The following is a 21751-nucleotide window of genomic DNA, read 5'->3' as shown; positions in this document are numbered from 1 at the left end:
CTTCCTGAGTCTAGTTAAGCAATTCACGTGCCAATTTATTGGCTTGCCTGCAGGCCGCATGTAAGCTGGGTTTGGCGAAAAGTAGAGGAAAAAAAGAGGGCTATTTGTTACGGGTTTTAGGGGCTGGGCGGAACGTGTTACGTAACAAAAAAAGAACCGCTGACAAGCAGCGGTTCCGAAGGGGCTGAGCAGGGTGCTCAGGAGGCTCGTGGCACCAGGGCCTTGGCATCCAGCCAGGCTTTGGTGTTTTGCCTGAAGGTGCTCATGCTGTCGACCAGAAAGTCGTACATGGCAATCAGCTGGGCAGGGTTTTGATTCGCTGCCGTGTTGATCGCCTGGTTGATAGCACGTTCCTTCACAGCCAGGACTTCACGGCATTTGTCCATTACCGGATGCAAGGCAATCACACGCTTGTCCAGGGGGTGGCGGCCGCGGGTAATGTAGCCCCTGTGTTCCAGACGGTTGATCAGGGCGCTGACACCGCTGGCACTCAAGTCCATCAAATGAGCCAACTGACCTGTAGGCAATGCATCGAATTCCATGATGTATTCCAGTGCTTTGAAATCATTCAAGGGGATATTCGCTTCTTCGGCCAAGCTGGCTTTCAGGGCTTCTGCGTAGATGGTGAACTGACGGCCCAGCATTTTGCCCAGATCCATCAACATCTTTTCTGACAACATGCTTTGCTCATCGCTGTGTGAGGACCAGTTGGAGCGAGCCCCGGCGCCTTGGGCGCCAGGATGAAAGCTCACTGGCAAACTGACCGGGTTCATGACTTTATTCATCATTTCCGGCCACCTCCCAGCAAGCCACCGAGCAGACCAGTTACCGGGGACAGCAAACCACCATTGGCTTGTTCGCCGCCGGCTGCGCCAGCGTTTGCCTGTACGTTGACGCCACCTGTCAGGCCACCGACGAGACCACCGACCAAACCGGTAACGGGTGCCAGCAATCCACCACCAGCCTGACCTTCCGCTGCTGCGCCACCACCGATCGAAACACTGCCTGTGATGCCACCCACAAGACCCGTGACAGGAGCCAGCAAGCCACCGTTGGAGGCATCACCACCCGTCAGGCCACCAGTCAAACCGCCCACCAGATTGGTGACGGGAGAGAGCAGGCCGCCGGCCGCGCCGTCACCGCCACTCAAGCCACCAGTTAATCCACCGACCAGATTGGTGACAGGGGAGAGCAAGCCGCCGCTCGCGCCGTCGCCGCCAGCCAAGCCACCAGTTAGTCCACCGACCAAGCTGGTGACAGGGGCCAGCAATCCACCGCTAGCACCATCGCCGCCACCCACACCACCTAACAGCCCGGTAACGGGTGCCAGCAAGCCACCACCTTCTCCACCTGTGATACCGCCCAGTCCGCCCGTCAGGGAGGCGACGGCCTGGGTGGCGTGATTCAAGGTATTACCCAGGGGGTTGGTATTTGCATCAGTCTTGTGCAGTACACCACCCACCGAGGCGACGGCCTGACCCAAATGGCCTACCACACCGCCCAGCCCCAGAGGTGCTGCATTGTCCAGTTGGCTGCCCACATTACCCAAAGCGCTGCCAACACCACCGAGCAAGGCGTTGATGGGTCGGCCAACGCCCAGGCCATCACCCACTTGTTGGGTCACATTGGTGACGGTGGCAACCACAGGCGCTACCGTGTTGTCCAAAGCACCGCCCACATCACCCAGAATCGGGTTCAGCCCCAGTGGCAGAATGTTATCTACGGTTTGTCCGATATTGCCCAGTGCAGGCTGCAGGACAGGTTCTCCCCCCTCTGCCAGCAAGATACCCCCCAGGCCTAGCTGCGCTGTCAATGGATGCAGCAGGCTGCCTTCTCCCAGCAAGGAGCCGGTCAGCACTTCTATGCCTTTGGTGGCGTGGTGCAAGGTGTTGCCCAGTGGATTGGGGTTCTTGGGATCGTTGACCAGCAAGCCGCCGACCGAACCCACGGCTTGACCCAAGTGGGACAGCAGACCGCCCGCACCCTCACCCAGGTTCAGGGGCAGGCCGGTTTTGCCCAGTTGATCGCCCAGATTGGTCACTACACCGCCGACTTGAGTAGTCAAGCCGTTGACGGGCTGTCCCAGTCCGGTCACACCACCGACGGTGCGTGTGGCATCCGTCACGATATTGGTAACGGGTTTGAGCGCGCCATCCAGCGTTTTGCCCAGTTGATTGCCTGTTTTGCTCAGGTTCAAAGGCACTACGTTGTCGACAGCCTGGCCCAGATTGCCCAGTGCATTTTGGGTCAGGCTAGTGTCCTTGCCACCGCCGTTGTTTCCGCCGTTATTGCCGCCGCCGTTGTCGCCACCGCCGGTACCGCCGTCACCGGGCTTGGGCAGGTTAGGGTCAACAACAGGGGGGCGAACCGACACATCCAGGCCGTCGCGAACACCGCCGCGCGAGGAGCAACCGGCCAGAACGGCGGCGCTGATGACCAATGTAGCGACAACGGCACGTTGCAAGTTGCGGTGTACCGAGGCGTTTCTTGCTGAATTCCTTGCTTTCATGTCTGACTCCGATTTGAAGTGTAAGCACGCCCTTCAAGGGCTGTTGATAGACATGAAGCAAGTAGCGTGCCAAGTTCTGTTTTTGTTGTTGTGTTTTATTTTTATTGTTGTTAATCAGTGTGTTGTGAGTTTTTCTGGTTTTTGTGGATCAGGATTTCATCAAAAAACAGGGTCGGTGTGAGCGTGTTTAGGGCTGTTTTTGTGGGGTGTTCCGTTCCTGTTACGTAACGTTTTTCGTAACACCTGAGGCCGGAATCTGCCGAAATGGAAAACAAAAAAGGCCATCTTGCGATGGCCTTGGGGAAAAATCGGCAGTAAGGGTACCGGCAGGATGCCTGCTAAAAACCGTCGTAGAAGAACAGAAAGTTGGTGTTCAAGCGTACTTTGCGTTTGTCGGAGTTAACCGGCAAATCGCCCAGCGGTTTGGCGACGTTGATGTCAAACAGATAGTGTTTGTTATTGGACAGCCGTACACCAATGGCAGCGGAACGCAGGCGTCGATTGTTATAGCTGTTCAGTCGCTCCAGGTTGTACCAGGCGCGTGCCCAGTCATAGGCAATATAGGGTTGAATGTTGTTGAGCCAGGTGGAGGAGTTCGTAAAGCGTCGATTGATTTCCAGCGTGGCGCCTATGCCTTTGTCGCCAGCCAGCTCGCCTTGCGGATAGCCATAGCCATGTCGCCAGGCACCAAAAGAAACCTGTTCGGAGTTTGGCAGGACGTTCGAGCTGTACTGGCCGCTGGCCGAAAAGCTCATGCCAAATTGCCCTGGCAAGGCCAGATTCTGCTTGAAAGAGGCGGTCCAGCGGGTGAAGTCCAAGTCCAGATCGGACTCGGCGTCACGTTGCAAGTAGGTGTTCAGAGACTTGCGGGCGCCCATGGCATCCAGACCCTTGTAGACCCCCAGATTGACCTCGCGAGATTGACGCTGCGAGGCATCGGTATAGCGCAACTCAGCCTTCAGGGCGCGTACGTCGGTGGTGTTCTCGATCCAGACATTGTCCAGCGTCTTGTGGGTGTAGTCGTCCAGGGAGCGACTGGCATAAAAACCTGCCGTGCCTTTCAGACTGCGTTGATTGTTCAAAATAAAGGGATAGCTGATTGCCGCCCCGATACGTTCGTTGATGACCTTGCGGTTCCAGCCCTGGCTTTCCAGAACTTCATCACGCGGCTTGGAACGGTAGTGATAGCCATCAATCTCCAGATTCAAGCCATTACCGGTCAGGGGAATGGTCAGGTTGCCGCTGACGTACTTCACGTCCTCAGAGCTGGTGGGGATGGCGGCAGTCAGCTTCAGCTCTTCGCCCAAAGGCGTCAGGCTATTGGCGCTTAACTGCACCAGAGCCTGTTTGCTGGAGCCCATTTCCGCCACACTGGCATTTGCGCTGAAAGATTTGTGCTGTGCATTGATGACCAGCTCGGAGGCGCCATCAGTACGTACGGGCATGTCCAGCTTGGGATCTATTTTCAGGCCCGGAACGGTGCGCAGCAGATTCATGGTGCGCTCCAGCGTGCGCTGGGTAAGCGGCTTTTCATCCATCATGGCTTTGGCGATACGCTCGATGCGAGCCTGGCTGCGACCTGGATCGCCTTCAATACGAACACTGCCTACATGCCCTTCCACCACTGTGACTTTGATGTGTCCTTGTGCAAAGTCCTGTTGCTGCAAGATGGCAAAAGACAGGGGGTAGCCCTGCTGCTGATACAGGGCGGTGATCTTGTTCACCTCGTTGATCAGCTGGGCAATGCTAAGCGTTTTACCGGCCAGCGGTTCCAGAATCGCGGTGATCTGTTCAAAAGGAATGCTGCGACTGCCGCTGACATCAAAGCTGCGCACCACCACTTGCAGCTGTAGTTGCTGCTGCAATTGAGTCTGGGCGGCAGCGGGCGGAATGTTTAGAGATGGCGCACGCGTGCTGGGGGCCGGTGCATTAATGGGCGGCAAAGAGTCGACCGGGTTCCCCCGCAAGGGGGCGTCCGCCCAACTTACTGAACCAGTAGCGGCCAGCCCCATAAATAATCCCAAGCTCACAATCAGGCTGGGATTTTTTTTTCTAAGGAAGGCCAGTGACAAGTGATGCTTGGGATTCATATTCATTAATCATTATTCGCTGTAAATCGGGCGCTTTTTTCTACTGTGCCGTAGTTTAACTTCGCTGTCACTTTTTGCTGTTTGAGAGCAGGGTATTTCCTCTTAGTGCTTTAAAACACTTTAACTATTACATTTTGAAACGTAAAAAAAATAGCCCTGATTTAGCTCGTTAGCAAACAGTCTTGTATGTCTGTATTCATGCTTAGTTGGGGCTGCGCGGGTTTTCCCTTGCTAACAGCAATAAATTGAAAAAAAGCTACTTTCTTTCAAGTAATTAAAGCTGGCTTGCAGACGCCTTGCAGCAGTAGCCGGTCAGTTTTTCTGTTGCATTCTGAAATGATAAAAACAGTAACATTAACAAACTTCGACACAATACAGGTAAGTAAAGGTTTCAAATTAGCTGTTTTTTGGCCTTTTTCTATGGGAAATTGGCTGTTGTAAATACACAATCATGCGTTTTTCGTATCTTTGGGCTAGAATTCGTTTGTGTATTTGATGTTTGTTACACGTAAACCCTAGTAAAAACAGATACATACATGGGTTTAAGATGATTTCAACTGAAAAATACAAAAATTGATAACAGTTAGCAGTGGAAGTTGCCAAAGTTGGCAAAGTGTAGTGCCCCAAGGGGCCTTGAATCCTCGCTGTTGAGGGTAATTTTTTCTTTTTGAATGGGGACAGTCATGAAGACTCAACTTCAGCAATTCTGGAACGATGAAGACGGTGCAACGGCTATTGAGTACGGCCTGATCGCAGGGCTCATCGCTGTGGCGATCATCGGTGTCTTGACCGCGCTGGGTACGAATTTGGATGCTCTTTTTACAACGATATCTGACAAGATCAGTGGTGCAAAGTCCGTCACGTAATAGTTTTTACGGACTCTTGTTTTGATTAAGTAAGACGTTTTGATGGTGCATCAGCCACTTCAGGTCTGGCTGTATCTTTTAGCTTGAATGGCTGATGCTTATGCCCGTTTTAATTAAGCTTTCCTTTATTTTTATTCTGCTTTTCTTTTCCTCTCAGATTATCTATAGCGATCTGAAGCTCCGGAAAATCCCTAATGCCTTATTAGTTTTTTATGGTTTGGCGGTTCTGTTGCACAAGGTTTTTGTCAGTGTGTCCTATGGCCTTCCCTGGGGATGGGTGGCGGGCTGGGGGGACTCCCTGATCGGTTTTGCCGCCGCCTTGATCGTGTTTTATCCAATCTGGTTATTGCGTTTGATGGGTGCGGCCGATGTGAAGCTGATGGCCGTGCTGGGCCTGGCCCTGGGGTGGAAGGAAGCAGGCATGGTGGTGTTGTTTGGCACGGTATTGGCGGGTTTGCATGCCTTGGTGCTGGTGCTGATTCCATCCTTGGAACGTAAGTACGGATTTGCTTTGCCGGGAACCCGCGTCAAGGCGCGTAGTGTGCCTTTAGGGGCCTGGTTATCCCTTGCAACAATGGGGTGGGTATGGATGCAAAATCAATAAAGCCCCCACGAGAGGGCCAATTAGCAAAACGGCGTGGCGTAGATAAAAAATACCAATACGGAGCCTACGCACTGGAATTTGCATTCGTTTTCCCATTGTTGTTTCTTTTCATGTATGGCTTGCTGACGTTCGGTCTGATCATGACCGCGCAGCAGTCTCTTAATTTTGCGGCCGAATCCGGTGCCCGCGCTGCTTTGCTGGAGCCAGGCGCAGGTCCGGGTGGCCCCATGCTCAGTCCGGATCGCCTGCAAGCACGAGTAAATCGGGCCAAGGAAGTGGCCGCCGATCAGGTGCAGTGGCTAAGCACTTGGGTAGGCAGTGAGCATGTGCGCATCACCACAGATTTGCTCAGTGATGAGCTGCGTGTGGGGATTGTGTACGACTACCTCCAAGCCCCTCTGATTCCTCGTTTTGCTCCCGATACCTTGTTTGCGCTGGTTGTGCCCGAACAGTTAAAGGGCAATGCGCAGATCAATCTGCTGGTTGCCGGTGAAGTGGGCACAGCGGGAGACACGCCATGACGCGTGCCGCCTGTTTCCTTTCTGCTGCACAACGTCAGCAAGGTGTTGCTGCCATCGAGTTTGCCTTGATGGTGGGGATTCTGTTGTTGATCTTCAGCGGCATCATCACCTTCAGTTCCTTGTTTCTGGCCAAGCAAAAAATGGACCATCTGGTCGGCGATCTTTCTCGCCAAGCGACGATGCAGGTCAAGAACGCCGATGAGATCGCGCCTTTTATAAATCAGGAACTGGCCAGGAACTATGGCAGGGGCCAAGCCAAGAGCGACGCGTTCTTGCATTGGTTTGGCGACCTGAGTGCGGATGTTCAATCCCAGGCTTGTGCCTCGGAGCCTCAGTATGACTGCGCCCAGCTTTCTCTGAAGCTGGAGCTTGAACCCGGAATTCTTTCTCAAACCCTGGATCTGTTCAGGCCTGAAGAGGGTCAGGCAGATCAATTGCGCAGCTTAAGCGCCAAGACACTACTCGTACTCAGGAGACCACATTAATGAGTGGCATTATGAAGGGGGCGGCAGTCCTTTTATTGCTGATCGCAGCCGTATTGGTTGCGTTTGCCTTGTACCTGGGCATGAAGCCCAAACCCGAGGTGGTCCAGCCTGTGCTCAGCACGCAAAGCGTAGAGCCAGCGGCCAACTTGCAGGCGGTGGTCGTGCTCAAACGGGATGTGAAAGCGGGGGAAACCTTGCAGGCTGATGCCCTGGAATTGGCGCAGTGGCCTGCGGCCCCCGCCCAGTCTTTCAACACGCTGGAAGCCTTGAGCGGGAAAACCCTGCGTTTTGACTTGGGCCAAGGGCAGCCGGTGTTAAGCAGCTTCATCGCCAAAAGTCTGGCCAGCTATCTGGAAGAGGGTGAGCGCGCCGTCACCATTCCCATTGATGTGATTACTGGCGCCAGCCACAGGGTAGAGCCGGGCGATCTGGTCGATATCTTCATTACCTTTAACAGCAACAACGAAGTCAATGACACCCAGGCCCGCCTGTTGATGTCGCGTGTGCGCGTGCTGGCCTATGGCGGCGCTTCGCTGTCCGGGCCAGATCCGGCAGAGGCCAATGCGACAAATCGTGCCGAGACTCAGGCGCGCCACGCCATGCTGGCCGTCCCCCTGGAGTCGGTGAACGAACTCCTGCTGGCCAGCCGTAGCGGCAGCCTGCAACTGGTCCTGCGTGCTCCCAAGGACGAGAGCTTGCCGGACGCCTCCTTGTTCCCTGAATTTGCGGGTCTGATTCCCGCGCGTGCTGGTCTGGATGCGGATCAGCGCGATGCCTTGAAACTGCCGGATAACCGCGCCATGGCCGGTTTGGGCTTGCGTGAATTTGCAATCAGCCAGACCGAAAAAGAACAGGTGCAGGCACGAGCCCTGGCCAGCGGAGAACCGCATGCTGCGCCGCCGCGCCGCACGGAAGTTATTCGCGGGGGCCGTTTAGAGGTCATTCAGTATTAAGCAATACAGAGCTTGTTGTGGGGACGGGTCAGCCTGCCTGTGAGGGCTGACGAGACGCGACGCAAGGCAGCATGGATTAAACACATGAGACAGAAAATCAAAAAAGCAGGTCTGGGTTTGGGGTGCTGGTATGCGCTCTGCTTGTCGGGTTTGGCACCGGTGCCGGTGATGGCGCAAACGGCCCAAACCAGCGCCAGTCAGAAGGTGATACGTCTGGTGGCCAACGATCAGGATATTTTGCGCTTGTCGCAAGTTCCGCAGCGTGTGGCGATCAGCGATGAAAGCGTGGCGGATGTGCAAATTCTGTCTGCATCGGCCGGGCAGCGCGGCGAGGTGCTCCTGATCGGCAAACGCGCGGGTACGGCTGATTTGCGTGTCTGGATGCCTGGTCGCACGAATCCGGATCGCTGGACGATTGAGGTGACCAGTCAAGTGCAACAGCAACTGGCACAGGCGGGTCGCCCCATGTCGGCGCAGGTGTCCAGCGCCGGGCAGCAGTCCTTGATTACGGGTAGCAGCCCCTCTTTGCTGGATCACCAGGATGCCATGGCCGCCGCACGCTCCGGCGCTGGTCCGGATGCGCCGGTGCTGGACCTGTCCGAGGTCAGCACCAGTGGCATGGTGCAGGTGGAAGTCAAAGTGGTGGAAGTTTCCCGCGAAGTCATGAAAGACATTGGCCTGAGTGCCAATGCCATTGGCGGCAAGCCCTGGTCGGGCGGGGTGAACTTGTTGCCCAAGGCTTTAACGGGTGGCTTGAGCCTGGGGTACAACTCGAGCAACTTCAGTGCGACCTTGAATCTGCTGGAGCAAAATGGCCTGGCCCGTGTGCTGGCTGAGCCGACTTTGGTGGCCATGTCAGGTCATAGCGCCAGCTTTTTGTCCGGTGGCGAAATTCCCATCCCCAGTTCGGGCGGTTTGGGAACAACGACGGTGGAGTACAAACCTTTCGGGATCGGTCTGACGGTAACGCCAACGGTGCTGTCTCCCGAACGTATTGCCCTGAAGGTTGCCCCTGAAGCCAGTGATCTGGATTACTCGAATGTGGTGCAAATGCCCGGTGGCGGTGTGATGCCTTCTTTGCGTACCCGTCGAGCCGATACAACTATTGAGCTGGGTGATGGCCAAAGCTACATCATCAGCGGGCTGGTGTCGCGCCAAACCGCCGCTGCCGTCAAAAAGATTCCCTTCCTGGGGGATTTGCCGATTCTGGGTAGTTTTTTCCGCAACGTGCAGTACAGCCAGAAAGAGCTGGAACTGGTCATTGTCGTCACTCCCCGTCTGATCAAACCTATCCAGAAAGGCGCCACGATTGCCTTGCCGGGTGGTCGTCAGGAAAAACTGGATGACGCACCCAATGCCTGGGGCTACTTCTTGCTGGGCCGCCATGGTTACGAGCAGATGCCAGGGTTTTCGCGCTAAGCGCGTGGAGTGGTGACGTGCAACGATATCGGGAATACCTCTTGTGTACAGAGCACCCCGAGCTGGCTGTGATGATCAACACGGCAGCTGCCGGGCTCCTGACGGTAAGGGCGATTGAGCCCACGACCGAGAGTTTGCGCCGGGAGCTGGCCAAGCAAGCGGAACCTTTGGTGTTTTTTGACTTTGTTCATGGACAGCATGGGGAAGAGAACGGACAGGTAGTAAGTTTGGTACGCAGTCTGGCGCGGCTCGATGCCAGTGTGCAGCGTGTGGCGGTAGGGCGGGCATCCGTGCCCCAAGGCCCCGTCAATGCCTTGCGGGCGGGTGCCAACGAGTTCCTGAACCTGGACACGAACGAAGATCTGCATCATCAGTTGCAGGTATTGATTGAAAAGTTGGGTCAGACCCAGCACAGCCCTTTGCTGGACAAGCCTTTTCGCAGTGTGCTGTTGATGGGCGCGCGTATTGGTGTCGGTTGCAGTACCGCTGCCAGCAGTCTGGCCTGGCTCTTGCAACAAGAGATGAACCGCATGGGCAAGGAAGTACGAGGTTTGACGTCGGCCAAGCCCTTGCCGGTTGAACTGGTGCCGCTGTCCGAGCGAGTCGGTTTGCTGGATCTGGGAGCACCTACCGGGGACTGTGCCTTGTACATGGGCCTGGGTTCGGAATTTGACTTCATTCAGGCGGCATCACAGCGTCATCGAATGGACGACACCATGTTGCATTCGGCACTGGCACAACACAGCAGCGGCTTGAACCTGCTGTCTTTGCCCGCCGATGTGAATACCTTGAATCAAATCAGTCTGGAAGATTCGCTGGGTTTGTGCAGTTATTTGCGTGAACGCATGGGCTGCCTGGTGATTGATGCTGGCGGTTTTCCCAATCCGCGTTTTCTGGTGGAACTGGAATCGCTGGTGGACGAGGTGCTGGTGGTCACAGACCAAAGCATGGGGGCGCTGGTGTCTCTGGCCGAGTTCATGGCCTTGCGTGCGCAGTTCGATGCGCTGGCCAATGTGCGTCTGGTGGTGAATCAGTTTGATCCGGCTTACGGTTTTTCTGGGCAGGCCATTGCCGAGCGCTTTGATCTGGAGTTGGCCGCCGTGCTGCCGGATCGGCGTCTTGGGCATATGCGCAGCGCCGGTCTGGGCAAGATTCTGGTGCAAGTAGATGAGAAGGACCCCTATACCCGTGCCTTGCAAAGTTTGGCATCGGGTTTGATGGGGCGCAGGCAGGGGCTGTCACAAAACAAGGTCAGTACGGTTTTGGGACGGTTGAAATTCAGGTTCGGGGGCTGAACAGGCCCAAGCATGGAAAAGTAAGGCATGAACAATACTTCATTGCTCGGTGGGCGTCCCGACCTGATTCAGGTCCGGGAACAGGCCCATGAACATTTGCTGGCTCGCATCGAAGAGTTGGGAGCCGAGTTTGGTCGCTGGACACGGCAGGCCATACAGGATTTTGTTGGCATCGAATTGGCCAGCTTTGTTCGGTTGAAACGGGTGCCCGTCAACGAACAGGAAGTGCGCGAGATCGTGCAGGCGCTGACCCGCGAACTGGCGGGCCTGGGGCCTTTGGAAGACCTGCTGGAGGACCCGGCGGTTGAAGATATTCTGATCAACGGTTACGACAAGCTGTTTGTGTCGCGCGGTGGCGTGTTGGGCCAGGAGCCCAGTGGGTTTACGGATGATCAGCACGTGCTGCGTATCGTGCGCCGTATTCTGGCTCCGTTGGGACGCAGACTGGACGAGTCGGTTCCGATGGTGGATGCCCGCTTGCCCGATGGTGGCCGCCTGAACGTGGTCATTCATCCCCTGGCGGTGGATGGCCCCATGGTCTCTATCCGTAAGTTCCGCAAGGACCCGCTAAAGCCTGAAGATCTGATGCGTTTGGGCGCGTTTGACGAGCCGGTGGACCGGCTGCTGCAAGCCGCAGTGAAATCGCGTTGCAATATTCTGATTTCTGGCGGGACCAGCTCCGGCAAGACGTCCTTGCTCAATGCCCTGGCTTTTTACATTCCCAAAACCGAGCGTGTCGTAACGGTGGAAGATACCGCCGAACTGGCCTTGAATCACCCGCATGTGGTGCGCCTGGAAGCACGTCAGGCCGGGTATGACGGCAGCGGCGAAATCTCGATTCGCGAACTCCTGCGCAACAGCTTGCGTATGCGTCCGGACCGGGTGGTCGTGGGGGAAGTGCGGGGTGCCGAGGTCATCGACATGCTGCAAGCCATGAATACTGGTCACGAAGGCTCCATGGCCACGATCCACGCCAACTCGCCGCGTGAATGTGTGTATCGCGTAGAAATGCTGGCCGGGTTTGCGGGCTTTCAGGGCAGCGAGGACAGTTTGCGCAGACAGATCGCCAGCGCGCTGGACTTCATTATTCAGATTGGCCGCCTGCCCAATGGCAAGCGCCGGGTGCTGTCCATTACAGAAATTACCGGCATGGGCGATGGTGTGATTGCCATGCAAGAGCTGTATCGCCACGAATCCTATGTGCTGGATGATGGCACCGAGCAGGATCGCTGGGTCAGCCTGGGCATTCATCCTCATACCCGCAAGCTGATGCAGTACCGCGATCAACTGGCTAATGAGCAGGTTCAGGCTCAGGACAACACGCCTAAAGAAGGCGGTGGTTTCTGGGATTGGAGACGCTAAATGATGGCTTTGTATATCGCTTTGGCGGCTGTGATTCTGATGCTGGGCGCGGTGCTGCTCTGGGCCAAGGGTGCTCAGCGTCAGCAGGCCCAGCGTTCGGCACAGGTGCTCGAGCAGCAGCTGGCTTTGCGCCCGGCGGTGCAAAGTAGCGTACGAGCCCAGCCTAGTACGCAGGATGCCTGGTTGGGAGCACCCAAAGGCTGGCGGGAGTTCATGCTGCGCACCGGCATTCAGCCTTCACGCCGTTTTTATCTGATTCTTCTGTTGGGCACGCTGGTGCCGCCTGCTTTGTTGCTGGCTTTTGTCGGGCCGGTTGCAGGTGGGGCCATGCTGCTTGCCACCGTACTGGGCGCCTATACCTTTTTGTGGTTTCGCAGCGATAAGCGACACCGCAAAATCGTCTCTCAAATTCCGGACTTTCTGGATCTGATGGTGCGCTTGATCACCATTGGCAACAGCATGGGAGCGGCCTTTTTGAATGCGGCTGACAACACGCCACAACCCCTGGGCCAGGTATTGCAGGATGCAAATTCCCTGCACCGTTCCGGGCAGGATCTGGACGTAGCCTTGCGTGCTGTTTCGCGTCAGCACGGCTTGCACGAGCTCTTTCTGGTTGCCGCTGTAATCAGTGTGGCAATGCGTTTTGGCGGTCGCAGTGATCAGACCATGGAACGTATGGCCGGCTTCATGCGAGACCGGGAAAACGCCCGCAGCGAGTTGGTGGCCTTGTCTGCCGAGGTGCGCCTGTCCGCCTGGATTCTGGCGTTATTGCCGATCCTGATCGGTGTCTACATTCTGATTTTCAATAACGAGCTGTTCCTGACCATGTGGAACGACCCCGTGGGGTTTCGCATGCTGCTGTTCGCAGCAGTCTTGCAGTGTGTGGGCTGTTATTGGCTGTATTGGATGGCACGCAATGTCTAGGAGCAAGACATGATGGCCTTGGAAGCACAAACCGTTCTGGTCTGGGGAGCTGTGGCTTGCGCTCTGGCTGGCCTGATTCTGTTTGCCTTGTGGTTTCACAACCATTGGCAGCAGCGTCAGCAAGCCATGCGTTTGAGCCAGGCGGTGGATGAACGCCTGAAAGGCGCGCCGCACATGACGCAGGCGCCCAGCCAGTCTCGCCAGACGGTGGAACAGATCAAGATGCAGGCAGGCAGTCTGGGCGAGCGCTGGCTGAAAGGGCGTTTCGGGTCCAGTCTGCTTAGCGAGGAAGATCGCGTACTCATCATGAATGCGGGCTTCAAGCACATTGATGTGGCGCGGCAGTATTTCGTCCTGAGTCGAGTCGGCCTGAGCATCGTTCTGATTGTCCTGTTCAGCTTGCTGCCCATGACTCGCAGGCTGAATGAGTATGTGCCGTTTGTGTCTGTGTTCATTGGCTTTGCCCTGGGCTGGATGCTGCCCAAATGGTGGCTGGCGCGCCGGGTCTCGCAACGTCGTCTGCGTATCGCTGCGGAGCTGCCCCTGTTTGTGGATTTGCTGCGTTTGCTGCAAGGCGTGGGCCTGTCCATGGACCAGACCTTGCACACTATCGAGCGCGAGTTCCATGACGTGATTCCCGTCATGGGCTCAGAGCTGACCATTGCGGTCGAGCAATATGCCCGTGGTCGTACTCGTGAACAGTCGTTGGAGCGGATTGCCAGCGGCTTTACCAACGAGGATCTGGCCGTGATCTGTCGCCTGATTGTGCAGGTGGACCAGCACGGTGGTGCGATGCAGGAACCCCTGCACCGCTTCGGTGTGCGCTTGCGCGAGCAGCGTCGCCTGGAGCTGAAAGCCAAGGTAGGCAAATTGACCGTAAAGATGACGGGCGTCATGGTGCTGACTTTGCTGCCTGCCTTGTTGATTATTACTGCGGGGTCAGGTTTTCTGGCCTTGTTCCGTGGCTTGAGCCAAGTGGCCGGAGGGTGACTTTGATGAAAACGTCGATATGGACTCGTCCCTTGATGCGCTGGGCTGCGCTGGGTTTGGGGAGTACTTTGCTGGTGGCGTGTTCCACCACGGACTCCGCCTATGAGCTGGTGCGTCAGCAACAGGAACAGGAAGCCTTCTTGCAGAGCAAGGAAATTGAGCATTGGGAAAAGCGCAGACCGACTGACAAGCAGATGGCGGTACGCATGCTGGAAGAGACGCAAAAACAGGGCCGCTACTTTGCGTCCCTGGCCTATGCCGAAGCCATGGAAAAGGAATATGGCGCAGACCCGGAGGTCATGGTGTTGCGGGCTGAAGCACAGCGTCAAACCGGACAGCTGGAGCAGGCAGCGCACACCTTCAAGTCCCTGTTGAATACGCCCGTGGCCGGACGGGCTTATCAAGGTTTGGGTTTGATTGCTGGCTCGCAAGAACACTTTGATCAGGCTGCTCATTTCCTTAAGCAGGCGGCTGGGCAAGACCCCACGAATGCGATTGTGCAAAGCGATCTGGCTTATGCCTACTTGCGTTCCGGTCGCCCTCACGAAGCACGTCTGGCCCTGGGCAAGGCGGCCGAACTGGCCCCGGATAACCCCAAGATACTGAGCAATATGGCCTTGTATTTGCTGGTCAGCCAGGAAACGCAACGGGCTGGCTTTGTGATGCAGCAAGCAGGTATGGACGCCGCAACCCAGCAAGCCATTGTGCAGATGGCCGAACAGATTGGACAGGAGCTGGAGCAATTGCACGCCCGTCAGCAAATGCAGAAACAACACGAGCTGCGTATGGCAGCGGCTGCAAAGGATGAGCAGGCCAGAGCCCAGGCGGTGGCATTGAGTCCGGCTACTCCGACGGCGATGGGCCAGGTGGTCTTGAACCGATCCGCCCAGGCACCAAACCCGGCCGTGGCTCGTCCTGCTGCGGTTGTGGTTTCTTCTACGCAAGCGGGCTTGAACCGTCCCTTGCTGGAAAGCCTGGGCCCTGTGTCTTCGTCAATGAATTGATTGCCGTTTTTTCAAGGATATCGCAATGAACCGATCCCGCATTTTGGCCTGCTGCACCTTGTTGATGGCCAGTAGTGCCTGGGCGCAGACACAAGCTCCGCTGACTGGAACCATGGTTTCAGGCACCAGCACCTACCCGGTCAGCACCAGCCCGGCAGCGGCCAGCAATCAGGGTGTGCACACACCGGCCGCTCCGGCGGCAGAAACAGCGCCTGCTGAGCGTCAGCCTTACGAGAAGTACCGCTTGAGTGATGAGGAAGTACACCCTTGGCCTGAAGTGGAGGGCCTGCCTGTGCATGTACAGAACGAGCGCCGCCATATTCCGCCGCGCATCGAGGTGGGGCCTGATACCCGCAGCCTGCTCAGCATGCAGGCCGACCCGGACCGAGAAGGCAAGGTCTTGCCGGTGCATGGTGCGGCAGCCAATCTGGCCTGGGAGCGCTATTTGGAGAGCTTCAAGCATCCCATTCCTGAGTACATGAAAGAGCGCATCAAAACAAACGGTAGTGATTAAAGCCCACAGGGCTGGAGTGGGTCAGGAGAGCGAGATGAAATGGGGAAGAACTCGAACCCAGAGCGAGCAGGCACATAAGCAGCAAGGTTCCATTATTGTGCCTGCAGCCGCCGCGTTGCTGGTGGGGCTGGTGTTGCTGGGGGCGGCGCATCTGGGGCATAACTTCCATGTGAAGCGGGGGCTGCAAAACGCGGCTGACCTGGCTGCACTGGCGGGGGCGCAGGCCTTGGGTTCCGGGGATGCGCTGGGCTGCCAGCAAGGTGAAAGCATGGCCAGGTTCAGCCTGAATAGCCAGCCCGATTCGCCTGCTGCGGGTTTGACGGGCGATGGTGCCAAAGTCTTTTGTGGTAAATGGAATAGCAGCCACAGTGATCCGGCCCAGCGTTTTGTTTCTTCCTTGCCCGCTGATTCCGTGCGCGTGCATTTGAGCTATCAGCCGCCTTCTCTGTTCCCTTTCTTTACTTCCTCGGTGATTGAGGCGGTTGCCACCGCCAAGAACAGTGAGCCGGTTGCGACCTTCTCCGTGGGCAGTCGCCTTTTGTCCTTGAAGCGCAATGGTCTGGTCTATAACCTGCTGCGCGGCGTGGGCCTGCGCCCGGACCAGTTGACGGTGCTGGACTCGGCCGGTTTGGTCAATGCCAAGATTACGCCTTCCGGTTTGTTGAAAGCCTTGGGATTGCCCGCCACGGTTATCGCAGGAGTGGGTACACCTGAAGAATTGGCCCGGCTGGAGCAGCTGACTTTGGCCGATTTGCTAAGTGCCAGCCTGGCCTTGCTGGACCAGCAAAAAACACTGGGTCTGGACGTTGGGGCCCTGCAGGAATACATCCGCTTGTTGCTGGGCGTCGGGCCTCTGGATTTGCCCGTCAAACTGCTGGGCGATGGCGGTATTCTGGCCTTGATCGATGGTGTGGATCCCTTGTCGGCCTTGAATGTGAACCTGGACGTGCTGCAACTGGTCAACACGGGACTGGTGGTGGCCAATGGCAAGAATCTGATTGATTTGAACCTGACTGCGCTGCCTTCCGGTTTGACCAATATGTTCAATAACGCCCTGGATTTGCGAGTGCGGGTTGTGGAGCCGCCCAGCATCGCCATGGGCGGGATAGGCACTAAAGCGAACTCGGCAGGTGTGCGAGTCTATCTGAATCTGGATACTTCCAAGATTCCATTGGCCGGCCCGATCCTGAAGGTGCTGGGAACCGAAGTCAGCTTGCCGGTCATTATCGAGTTGTCCCAAGCCACTGGGGAGCTCGTCAATATCTGTCGTGCCCCGATTGCCGAGAATCAGGCCACGATTGCGGTCAAATCCTCCTTGGTGAATGTGTGTCTGGGCAAGTTCCCGCATTCGGATTTCTTTTCGACCAGCAATAGCTGCAAGGACGAATCCTTCGGGCAGATTCAGCGCCATCGTGTCATCAATGTGCTGGGTATCTTGCCTTTGACTGCCAAAGTCACCTTGCCCCTGATTGATACCAAAAACCCGGTTCATGTGACGCTGACAGCGCCTCCGGGCGAGCCTTCGGAAGCAACCGTGAACGCAACTCAGCTGGACTTGTCCCGCAGTGTGCGCCTGCTCTCCGATGCGGTTCTGTCGGGCATTCTGGGCGACTTGCTGAACACGCCCTGGAGTGGCGCTTCCGGTAAACGTCAGATGGCAGAAAGTCTGGTCGGTGATGGGGCGGGCCGCTCAATTTCTGCCGTTGTGAACGAGATGAACTGGTCCAAGGAACGCATGGAGCAACTGTCCCGCACCATGAGCCAGAACGGTTTGATTGGTGTGTTGGGCGGAACTCTGGGCTTTGTCGATAATTTGCTGACAACCCTGCTGGGTGCTCCCTTGAGCGATCTGGCTTGTGTGATTGGCGGTATAGGTGGCCAGAAAGCCATGCGCGAGTGCCGGACAGGCGCGGTAGAGGTGCTGGTCTTTAAAGACTCCAACCTGGTTGGTGCCGTTCTAAGTTTGGTTGTCGCTTTGTTAGACCCTGTATTGCAAGGTTTGAGCGCGCTGCTGGAAGAACTGCTGAAGCTGCTGGGCCTGAGCCTGGTCGAGGCGGATGTGAAACTTCATGATGTGCAGTGCGGTACTGCCTATCTGGTGCAATAGGGCGGGAGGCGAATACAGCAATGAGCGTCAGCTTTATGGGTAATGAACCCGTTTTATACGTCTGGGAGGGTAGTTCCGATCTGGTGACGCGTGCCGAGCGCGCCATGGAACCCAGTTCGGTAGCGGTCATGCGCGTAGAGCCTTCCCTGGTGCTGGACGCCGAGCGTCATCCCACGCGCCATGCGGTTGCATTGGTGTCCGTCAGTGTGATGGCCCAGGGACGTTTTGAGCAGCACCAGTGGCTGGTCGAGCACGCCATTCCGGTGATCTGGGTGGCCTCGGAGGACCGGGGCTACGACCCGCGTTTTTACCCCTCGGCCTACTCCTATACCTTGCCGCTGTCTTTCAGTCAGGCTGAGCTGCGTACCCTGGTGGCCAAGCTGGCCGGGCTGACCGCACAGGTCGAGCGCGAAGGGCAAGGTGGTCCTCAACCATTAGTAGCCGTATCGCCTGTGATGCGGGCCTTGATTGCTGAAGCGGATATGTACGCCGATAGCGGGGCCAGTGTTCTGATTCATGGTGAAACAGGTGTGGGCAAAGAACGCATCGCTCAATTGCTGCACGAGCGTTCTTCACGAGCGCAAGGGCCCTTTGTTCCGGTGAATTGCGGGGCGGTGCCTGAGGGCCTGTTTGAAGCCCACTTCTTCGGCCACGCGAAAGGGGCTTTTACAGGCGCGATCGGTGCTCATAAAGGTTATTTCGAGCAGGCGGATCAAGGCACCTTGTTCCTGGATGAAATTGGGGATTTGCCCCTGCATCAACAGGTCAAATTGCTGCGTGTACTGGAACAGCGTTCCGTGACGCGTCTGGGGTCGACGCAACAGATTCCGGTGGATTTTCGTATGGTGGCCGCTACCAATAAAAACCTCTTGGGGCTGGTGCAACAAGGCCAGTTCCGTGCAGACCTGTATTACCGCCTGGCCGTGGTGGAGCTGCTGATTCCGAATCTGGAGCAGCGTGGCTCCCAGGAAAAAATCGCCATTTTCTGCGCCTTGCTGGAACAGGCCCTGGAGTGTGACGTCGAGGATATCCCTCAATGGGTTCTGGATGCGGTGGGCAGCATGCGCTTTAACGGCAATGTGCGCGAGCTGGCTAATCTGGTGGAGCGCGTTGCTGTCATGAGCAAGCAGTTTGGGGCCTGGGAGTCGGTGCAGTTGCGGCAAGTGCTGGAACGTTTCAATGCCCCCGTTATGGCCCCGGCTCTGGCTTTGCCTGAAGGTGCACCCATTCTGGAGAGGCCCGAGCCCGTCATCAGCTTGAGCGCACAGGAGCAGGAAGAGCGTGCACGTATTATTTCGGTTCTGGATACTCAGAACTGGCGACGGCAGGATACCGCTGCCGTATTAGGGATTTCTCGTAAAGTTTTGTGGGAAAAGATGCGCAAATTCAACATAAAGGCACAAGATGCGACAAGCCGCGTTTAGAATACGGGCTGATTCTGTGTATCAAGCTAAACACAAAAAAATTGTTTATCAAGGGATGGGTATGGTGAACCTTAGTCAGAAGACGGCGGTGTTGCTGTCCTTGGGGGGACTTCTTTTCTTGTCAGCGTGCAGCTCGGTGTCTTTGGTGCAGGAGCCAGAGCGGCCCGTGGTCGCGCAAACCCAGGAACAAGAGGTTGAAGAGGTAGCCCCGGTTGCGGCTCCAGCCGCTGCTTCAGCGCCCGCAGCGGCCCCGGCTTATCAAAACACCACTGTGGCTCAGTTGCAGCAGCTGATTCAGGCCCGTGCCGTGCAAGAGCTGCGTACCGCCTATAACGGTCGCTTCGGTGCCAGTCTGTTGTTCTCTGCCGAAAGCATGACCTACTACGTGGCCCTGTTCCAGCAGCGTGAGTTCTGGCGCGTCTTCAAGACCACCGACGAATCCCTGGCCGAGCGCATGTACACCCAGTACCGTCAGGACACGGTGGACTATGCCGCCGCCGATCTGGAGCGCATCAAGCTGCAGGCTGAAGTTGCCAAGGCTGAAAAGCAATTGAATGAAAGCGCCGATCAATTGACCGTGCTGCAGAACGACTTGGCGTTGCAGCGTCAGCAAGAGGCCTTGGCCATTGCTCAGCGCGAGGAGTCCCGTCGCGAAGCCCAGGCGCTGGCCGAACAAGAGCGTGAAGCCCGAGAGCAGTTGCGTGAATTGCAGAGTCAGATCAAGGATCTGGAGCGACAGCGTGCCGGGATGTTGCAGCGTCAACGAGGTCGTTGATCGCTGCAGTAGCAAAGCCTGATTGAAAACCCGCACAGTCGCAAGACTCTGCGGGTTTTTTAATCGTAAATAAAAAAGACCCGAAATTCGGGTCTTTTAACTTGCTGCTTGATAAAGGTCTGATGCTACCGCGACAAGTACCGCATTGCCTCTTCCAGCCCTGCGCTGGTGACGGGGTACATATGGTCGGACATCAGATTCTGAATGATGGCAATGGATTGGCGGTACGGCCAGTAAGCCTGCGGCTCGGGGTTGAGCCAGGCAATACGTGGCCAGTGGTCGTTCAGTCTTTGCAGCCAGGCTGCGCCGGTTTCCTTGTTGTAGTGCTCGACAGAACCACCTGGGGCCATGATCTCGTAAGGACTCATGGTGGCATCGCCCACGATAATGACGCGCCAGTCCTCGTTGTACTTGCGCAGCAAATCCCAGGTTTCCAGTCGTTCGCTTTGGCGGCGTGAATTGTTCCGCCATACCGATTCATACACGCAGTTATGGAAGTAGTAGGCCTCCAGGTGTTTGAATTCGGAACGTGCGGCCGAGAACAGGGATTCAACCTGGGCGATGTGGTCATCCATGCTGCCGCCTATATCCAGCAGCATCAGCACATTGACGCGGTTTTGTCGCTCGGCCTGCATTTGCAAATCCAGCATGCCCGCATTGCGAGCCGTCTCGCGTATGGTGCTGTCCAGATCCAGCTCGGTAGGGGCACCTTGGCGTGCAAAGCGTCGCAGGCGACGTAGCGCCATCTTGAAGTTGCGTGTGCCCAGCTCTTGCTGGTCGTCGTAGTCCACGAACTCGCGCTTTTCCCAGACCTTGATGGCGGTACGGTTTCCTGCCGAAGGGCCACCAATGCGGATACCTTCGGGATGATAGCCACCATGTCCAAACGGCGAGGAGCCGCCGGTTCCAATCCACTTGTTGCCGCCTGCATGACGCCCTTGCTGCTCTTTCAGACGTTCCTTGAACATCTCCAGCAGCTTTTCCAAGCCATGCTTTTCCAGTGCGGCTTTCTGTTCCGGAGTAAGGTTACGCGTCAGGGTTTTGCGCAGCCAGTCCTCGGGCAGGGTTTTATCTTTGGCCAGCGCTTCCAGCTGCGGCTGATAGAACTCCCCAAAGGCCAGATCAAAGCGGTCGTAAAGCGTTTCGTCTTTGATAAGAACCAGTCTGGATAGATGATAAAAATCGTCCAGCGTGGGCGGCATGATGCCTTTGCACAAGGCGTCCAGCAGCGTCAGGTGTTCCTGAATGGCCACTGGCAGGCCACGTTCACGCAGGTGGTAGAAGAAATCAAGCAACATGGCTGTGCTGCCTTAGTTTGTCCTGCAAGTGGGCGCGGGTATCGGGCCACTCGCCTGCCATCAAGCTGTAGAACATGGTGTCGCGTATCGTGCCATCGCGGCGGATGGCATGGTGGCGGACACGACCATCGAAACGCGCTCCCAGCCGGGTGATGGCTTGCTGGGATTTGAAATTCAGGTGGTCGGTACGCCAGCCCACGACTCCGGCTCCCAAGGTCTCGAATGCATGTTGCAGCAGGAGCAGTTTGGCCGCGGTATTGACGTGGCTGCGTTGGGCGCTGCGCGCGTACCAGGTGTAGCCGATTTCCAGGCGGGCCACTGGCGCAATAATGTCGTGATAGCGCGTAGTGCCGACAGCCCGGTCTGTTCTCAGGTCACGCACCAGAAAGGGCAGCATATGGCCTTGCTCCAGGCCGTCCAGCGCCTTTTTTACATAGTCCTGGGCCTGGCCGGGGGCGGGCACGCTGGTTACACGTACATTCCAAAGTTCGCCATCGGCAGCGGCGGCTTCCAGTAACTCCACGTGCGCCAATTGCAAAGGCTCCAGACGCACGTCCCATCCTTCCAGCGTCACGGGGGCCAATGGCTGGGAAAAAGCGCTTGTTTGCATA

20 protein-coding genes are annotated in these 21751 nt (G+C 56.6%); 15 read left to right on the top strand and 5 right to left on the bottom strand.

From position 1 onward, the window contains the following. Window positions 1–197: 197 nt before the first annotated feature. The 3 genes from D0C27_RS13460 to D0C27_RS13450 form a co-directional block, all read right to left on the bottom strand. Window positions 198–788 carry a MarR family winged helix-turn-helix transcriptional regulator gene (locus D0C27_RS13460; protein WP_226348979.1) on the bottom strand — a complete coding sequence of 197 codons (591 nt, stop codon included), beginning with the start codon at window positions 786–788 and terminating at the stop codon, window positions 198–200. Further along, a complete protein-coding gene (locus D0C27_RS13455) occupies window positions 785–2509 on the bottom strand; it encodes a collagen-like triple helix repeat-containing protein (protein WP_240688256.1) in 1725 nt (574 codons plus the stop codon). The genes D0C27_RS13460 and D0C27_RS13455 overlap by 4 nt, the downstream gene beginning before the upstream one ends. Before the next feature lie 338 nt (window positions 2510–2847). Continuing rightward, a complete protein-coding gene (locus D0C27_RS13450) occupies window positions 2848–4599 on the bottom strand; it encodes a ShlB/FhaC/HecB family hemolysin secretion/activation protein (RefSeq protein ID WP_240688255.1) in 1752 nt (583 codons plus the stop codon). Window positions 4600–5282: 683 nt separating this feature from the next. Here D0C27_RS13450 and D0C27_RS13445 point away from each other — a divergent pair. From D0C27_RS13445 to D0C27_RS13375, 15 genes are all read left to right on the top strand, one after another. Next, window positions 5283–5465, top strand: coding sequence for a Flp family type IVb pilin (locus D0C27_RS13445; RefSeq protein WP_021446907.1), 183 nt, complete (start codon window positions 5283–5285; stop codon window positions 5463–5465). 94 nt (window positions 5466–5559) lie between these two features. After that, window positions 5560–6069, top strand: coding sequence for an A24 family peptidase (locus tag D0C27_RS13440; RefSeq protein ID WP_321387192.1), 510 nt, complete (start codon window positions 5560–5562; stop codon window positions 6067–6069). Continuing rightward, entirely contained in the window at window positions 6051–6590 is a 540-nt protein-coding gene (locus D0C27_RS13435; RefSeq protein ID WP_137431152.1) for a TadE/TadG family type IV pilus assembly protein, read from the top strand. Before D0C27_RS13440 ends, D0C27_RS13435 begins: the two co-directional genes overlap by 19 nt. Continuing rightward, entirely contained in the window at window positions 6587–7075 is a 489-nt protein-coding gene (locus D0C27_RS13430; protein ID WP_035272108.1) for a TadE/TadG family type IV pilus assembly protein, read from the top strand. The genes D0C27_RS13435 and D0C27_RS13430 overlap by 4 nt, the downstream gene beginning before the upstream one ends. Beyond that, complete coding sequence (gene cpaB / locus D0C27_RS13425; protein ID WP_115633944.1) at window positions 7075–8028, top strand: Flp pilus assembly protein CpaB; 954 nt, start codon at window positions 7075–7077, stop codon at window positions 8026–8028. The genes D0C27_RS13430 and cpaB overlap by 1 nt, the downstream gene beginning before the upstream one ends. An 84-nt stretch (window positions 8029–8112) precedes the next feature. Then, entirely contained in the window at window positions 8113–9447 is a 1335-nt protein-coding gene (locus D0C27_RS13420; RefSeq protein WP_009459514.1) for a type II and III secretion system protein family protein, read from the top strand. Between the two features lie 17 nt (window positions 9448–9464). Continuing rightward, window positions 9465–10742 (top strand): AAA family ATPase, encoded by a 1278-nt coding sequence (locus D0C27_RS13415; RefSeq protein ID WP_200914597.1) that lies wholly within the window; start codon window positions 9465–9467, stop codon window positions 10740–10742. 27 nt (window positions 10743–10769) lie between these two features. Then, on the top strand, window positions 10770–12104 hold the full coding sequence (locus D0C27_RS13410; protein WP_051316243.1) for a CpaF family protein: 1335 nt from the start codon (window positions 10770–10772) through the stop codon (window positions 12102–12104). Then, window positions 12105–13028 carry a type II secretion system F family protein gene (locus tag D0C27_RS13405; RefSeq protein ID WP_060186403.1) on the top strand — a complete coding sequence of 308 codons (924 nt, stop codon included), beginning with the start codon at window positions 12105–12107 and terminating at the stop codon, window positions 13026–13028. A gap of 9 nt (window positions 13029–13037) precedes the next feature. Continuing rightward, window positions 13038–14018 (top strand): type II secretion system F family protein, encoded by a 981-nt coding sequence (locus D0C27_RS13400; protein WP_009456782.1) that lies wholly within the window; start codon window positions 13038–13040, stop codon window positions 14016–14018. A 5-nt stretch (window positions 14019–14023) separates the two neighbouring features. Further along, entirely contained in the window at window positions 14024–15022 is a 999-nt protein-coding gene (locus tag D0C27_RS13395; RefSeq protein ID WP_137431151.1) for a tetratricopeptide repeat protein, read from the top strand. A gap of 25 nt (window positions 15023–15047) precedes the next feature. Further along, the gene (locus D0C27_RS13390) at window positions 15048–15536 is read left to right on the top strand and encodes a DUF3613 domain-containing protein (RefSeq protein ID WP_052159417.1); all 489 of its coding nucleotides are present in this window, start codon (window positions 15048–15050) and stop codon (window positions 15534–15536) included. A gap of 34 nt (window positions 15537–15570) precedes the next feature. Further along, window positions 15571–17643, top strand: a complete 2073-nt coding sequence (locus D0C27_RS13385; RefSeq protein ID WP_052159418.1) for a pilus assembly protein TadG-related protein — start codon at window positions 15571–15573, stop codon at window positions 17641–17643. 20 nt (window positions 17644–17663) lie between these two features. Further along, a complete protein-coding gene (locus D0C27_RS13380; protein ID WP_009456771.1) occupies window positions 17664–19067 on the top strand; it encodes a sigma 54-interacting transcriptional regulator in 1404 nt (467 codons plus the stop codon). Between the two features lie 61 nt (window positions 19068–19128). Further along, the gene (locus D0C27_RS13375; protein ID WP_240688254.1) at window positions 19129–19842 is read left to right on the top strand and encodes a DUF2968 domain-containing protein; all 714 of its coding nucleotides are present in this window, start codon (window positions 19129–19131) and stop codon (window positions 19840–19842) included. Between the two features lie 125 nt (window positions 19843–19967). On the opposite strand, the gene D0C27_RS13370 is transcribed toward D0C27_RS13375, so the two are convergent. Both D0C27_RS13370 and D0C27_RS13365 read right to left on the bottom strand, forming a co-directional pair. After that, window positions 19968–21140 (bottom strand): vWA domain-containing protein, encoded by a 1173-nt coding sequence (locus D0C27_RS13370; RefSeq protein WP_137431150.1) that lies wholly within the window; start codon window positions 21138–21140, stop codon window positions 19968–19970. Next, window positions 21130–21750 carry a GNAT family N-acetyltransferase gene (locus D0C27_RS13365; protein WP_137431149.1) on the bottom strand — a complete coding sequence of 207 codons (621 nt, stop codon included), beginning with the start codon at window positions 21748–21750 and terminating at the stop codon, window positions 21130–21132. Before D0C27_RS13365 ends, D0C27_RS13370 begins: the two co-directional genes overlap by 11 nt. Between the last annotated feature and the right edge of the window lies 1 nt (window position 21751).

It is taken from the genome of Alcaligenes faecalis (assembly GCF_005311025.1).
GTDB classification, from domain to species: domain Bacteria; phylum Pseudomonadota; class Gammaproteobacteria; order Burkholderiales; family Burkholderiaceae_B; genus Alcaligenes; species Alcaligenes phenolicus.
This window is presented reverse-complemented; position numbering and strand designations above follow the sequence as displayed.

Excerpts from the sequence above, each read along its gene's own strand:
- D0C27_RS13385 (WP_052159418.1), top strand. The coding sequence starts at position 15,571 with ATGAAATGGGGAAGAACTCGAACCCAGAGCGAGCAGGCACATAAGCAG.
- D0C27_RS13390 (WP_052159417.1), top strand. The coding sequence starts at position 15,048 with ATGAACCGATCCCGCATTTTGGCCTGCTGCACCTTGTTGATGGCCAGT.
- D0C27_RS13395 (WP_137431151.1), top strand. The coding sequence starts at position 14,024 with ATGAAAACGTCGATATGGACTCGTCCCTTGATGCGCTGGGCTGCGCTG.
- D0C27_RS13440 (WP_321387192.1), top strand. The coding sequence starts at position 5,560 with ATGCTTATGCCCGTTTTAATTAAGCTTTCCTTTATTTTTATTCTGCTT.
- D0C27_RS13420 (WP_009459514.1), top strand. The coding sequence starts at position 8,113 with ATGAGACAGAAAATCAAAAAAGCAGGTCTGGGTTTGGGGTGCTGGTAT.
- D0C27_RS13400 (WP_009456782.1), top strand. The coding sequence starts at position 13,038 with ATGATGGCCTTGGAAGCACAAACCGTTCTGGTCTGGGGAGCTGTGGCT.
- D0C27_RS13435 (WP_137431152.1), top strand. The coding sequence starts at position 6,051 with ATGGATGCAAAATCAATAAAGCCCCCACGAGAGGGCCAATTAGCAAAA.
- D0C27_RS13410 (WP_051316243.1), top strand. The coding sequence starts at position 10,770 with ATGAACAATACTTCATTGCTCGGTGGGCGTCCCGACCTGATTCAGGTC.
- D0C27_RS13455 (WP_240688256.1), bottom strand. The coding sequence starts at position 2,509 with ATGAAAGCAAGGAATTCAGCAAGAAACGCCTCGGTACACCGCAACTTG.
- D0C27_RS13405 (WP_060186403.1), top strand. The coding sequence starts at position 12,105 with ATGATGGCTTTGTATATCGCTTTGGCGGCTGTGATTCTGATGCTGGGC.
- D0C27_RS13430 (WP_035272108.1), top strand. The coding sequence starts at position 6,587 with ATGACGCGTGCCGCCTGTTTCCTTTCTGCTGCACAACGTCAGCAAGGT.
- D0C27_RS13450 (WP_240688255.1), bottom strand. The coding sequence starts at position 4,599 with ATGAATCCCAAGCATCACTTGTCACTGGCCTTCCTTAGAAAAAAAAAT.
- D0C27_RS13445 (WP_021446907.1), top strand. The coding sequence starts at position 5,283 with ATGAAGACTCAACTTCAGCAATTCTGGAACGATGAAGACGGTGCAACG.
- D0C27_RS13370 (WP_137431150.1), bottom strand. The coding sequence starts at position 21,140 with ATGTTGCTTGATTTCTTCTACCACCTGCGTGAACGTGGCCTGCCAGTG.
- D0C27_RS13460 (WP_226348979.1), bottom strand. The coding sequence starts at position 788 with ATGATGAATAAAGTCATGAACCCGGTCAGTTTGCCAGTGAGCTTTCAT.
- cpaB (WP_115633944.1), top strand. The coding sequence starts at position 7,075 with ATGAGTGGCATTATGAAGGGGGCGGCAGTCCTTTTATTGCTGATCGCA.
- D0C27_RS13375 (WP_240688254.1), top strand. The coding sequence starts at position 19,129 with ATGGTGAACCTTAGTCAGAAGACGGCGGTGTTGCTGTCCTTGGGGGGA.
- D0C27_RS13365 (WP_137431149.1), bottom strand. The coding sequence starts at position 21,750 with ATGCAAACAAGCGCTTTTTCCCAGCCATTGGCCCCCGTGACGCTGGAA.
- D0C27_RS13380 (WP_009456771.1), top strand. The coding sequence starts at position 17,664 with ATGAGCGTCAGCTTTATGGGTAATGAACCCGTTTTATACGTCTGGGAG.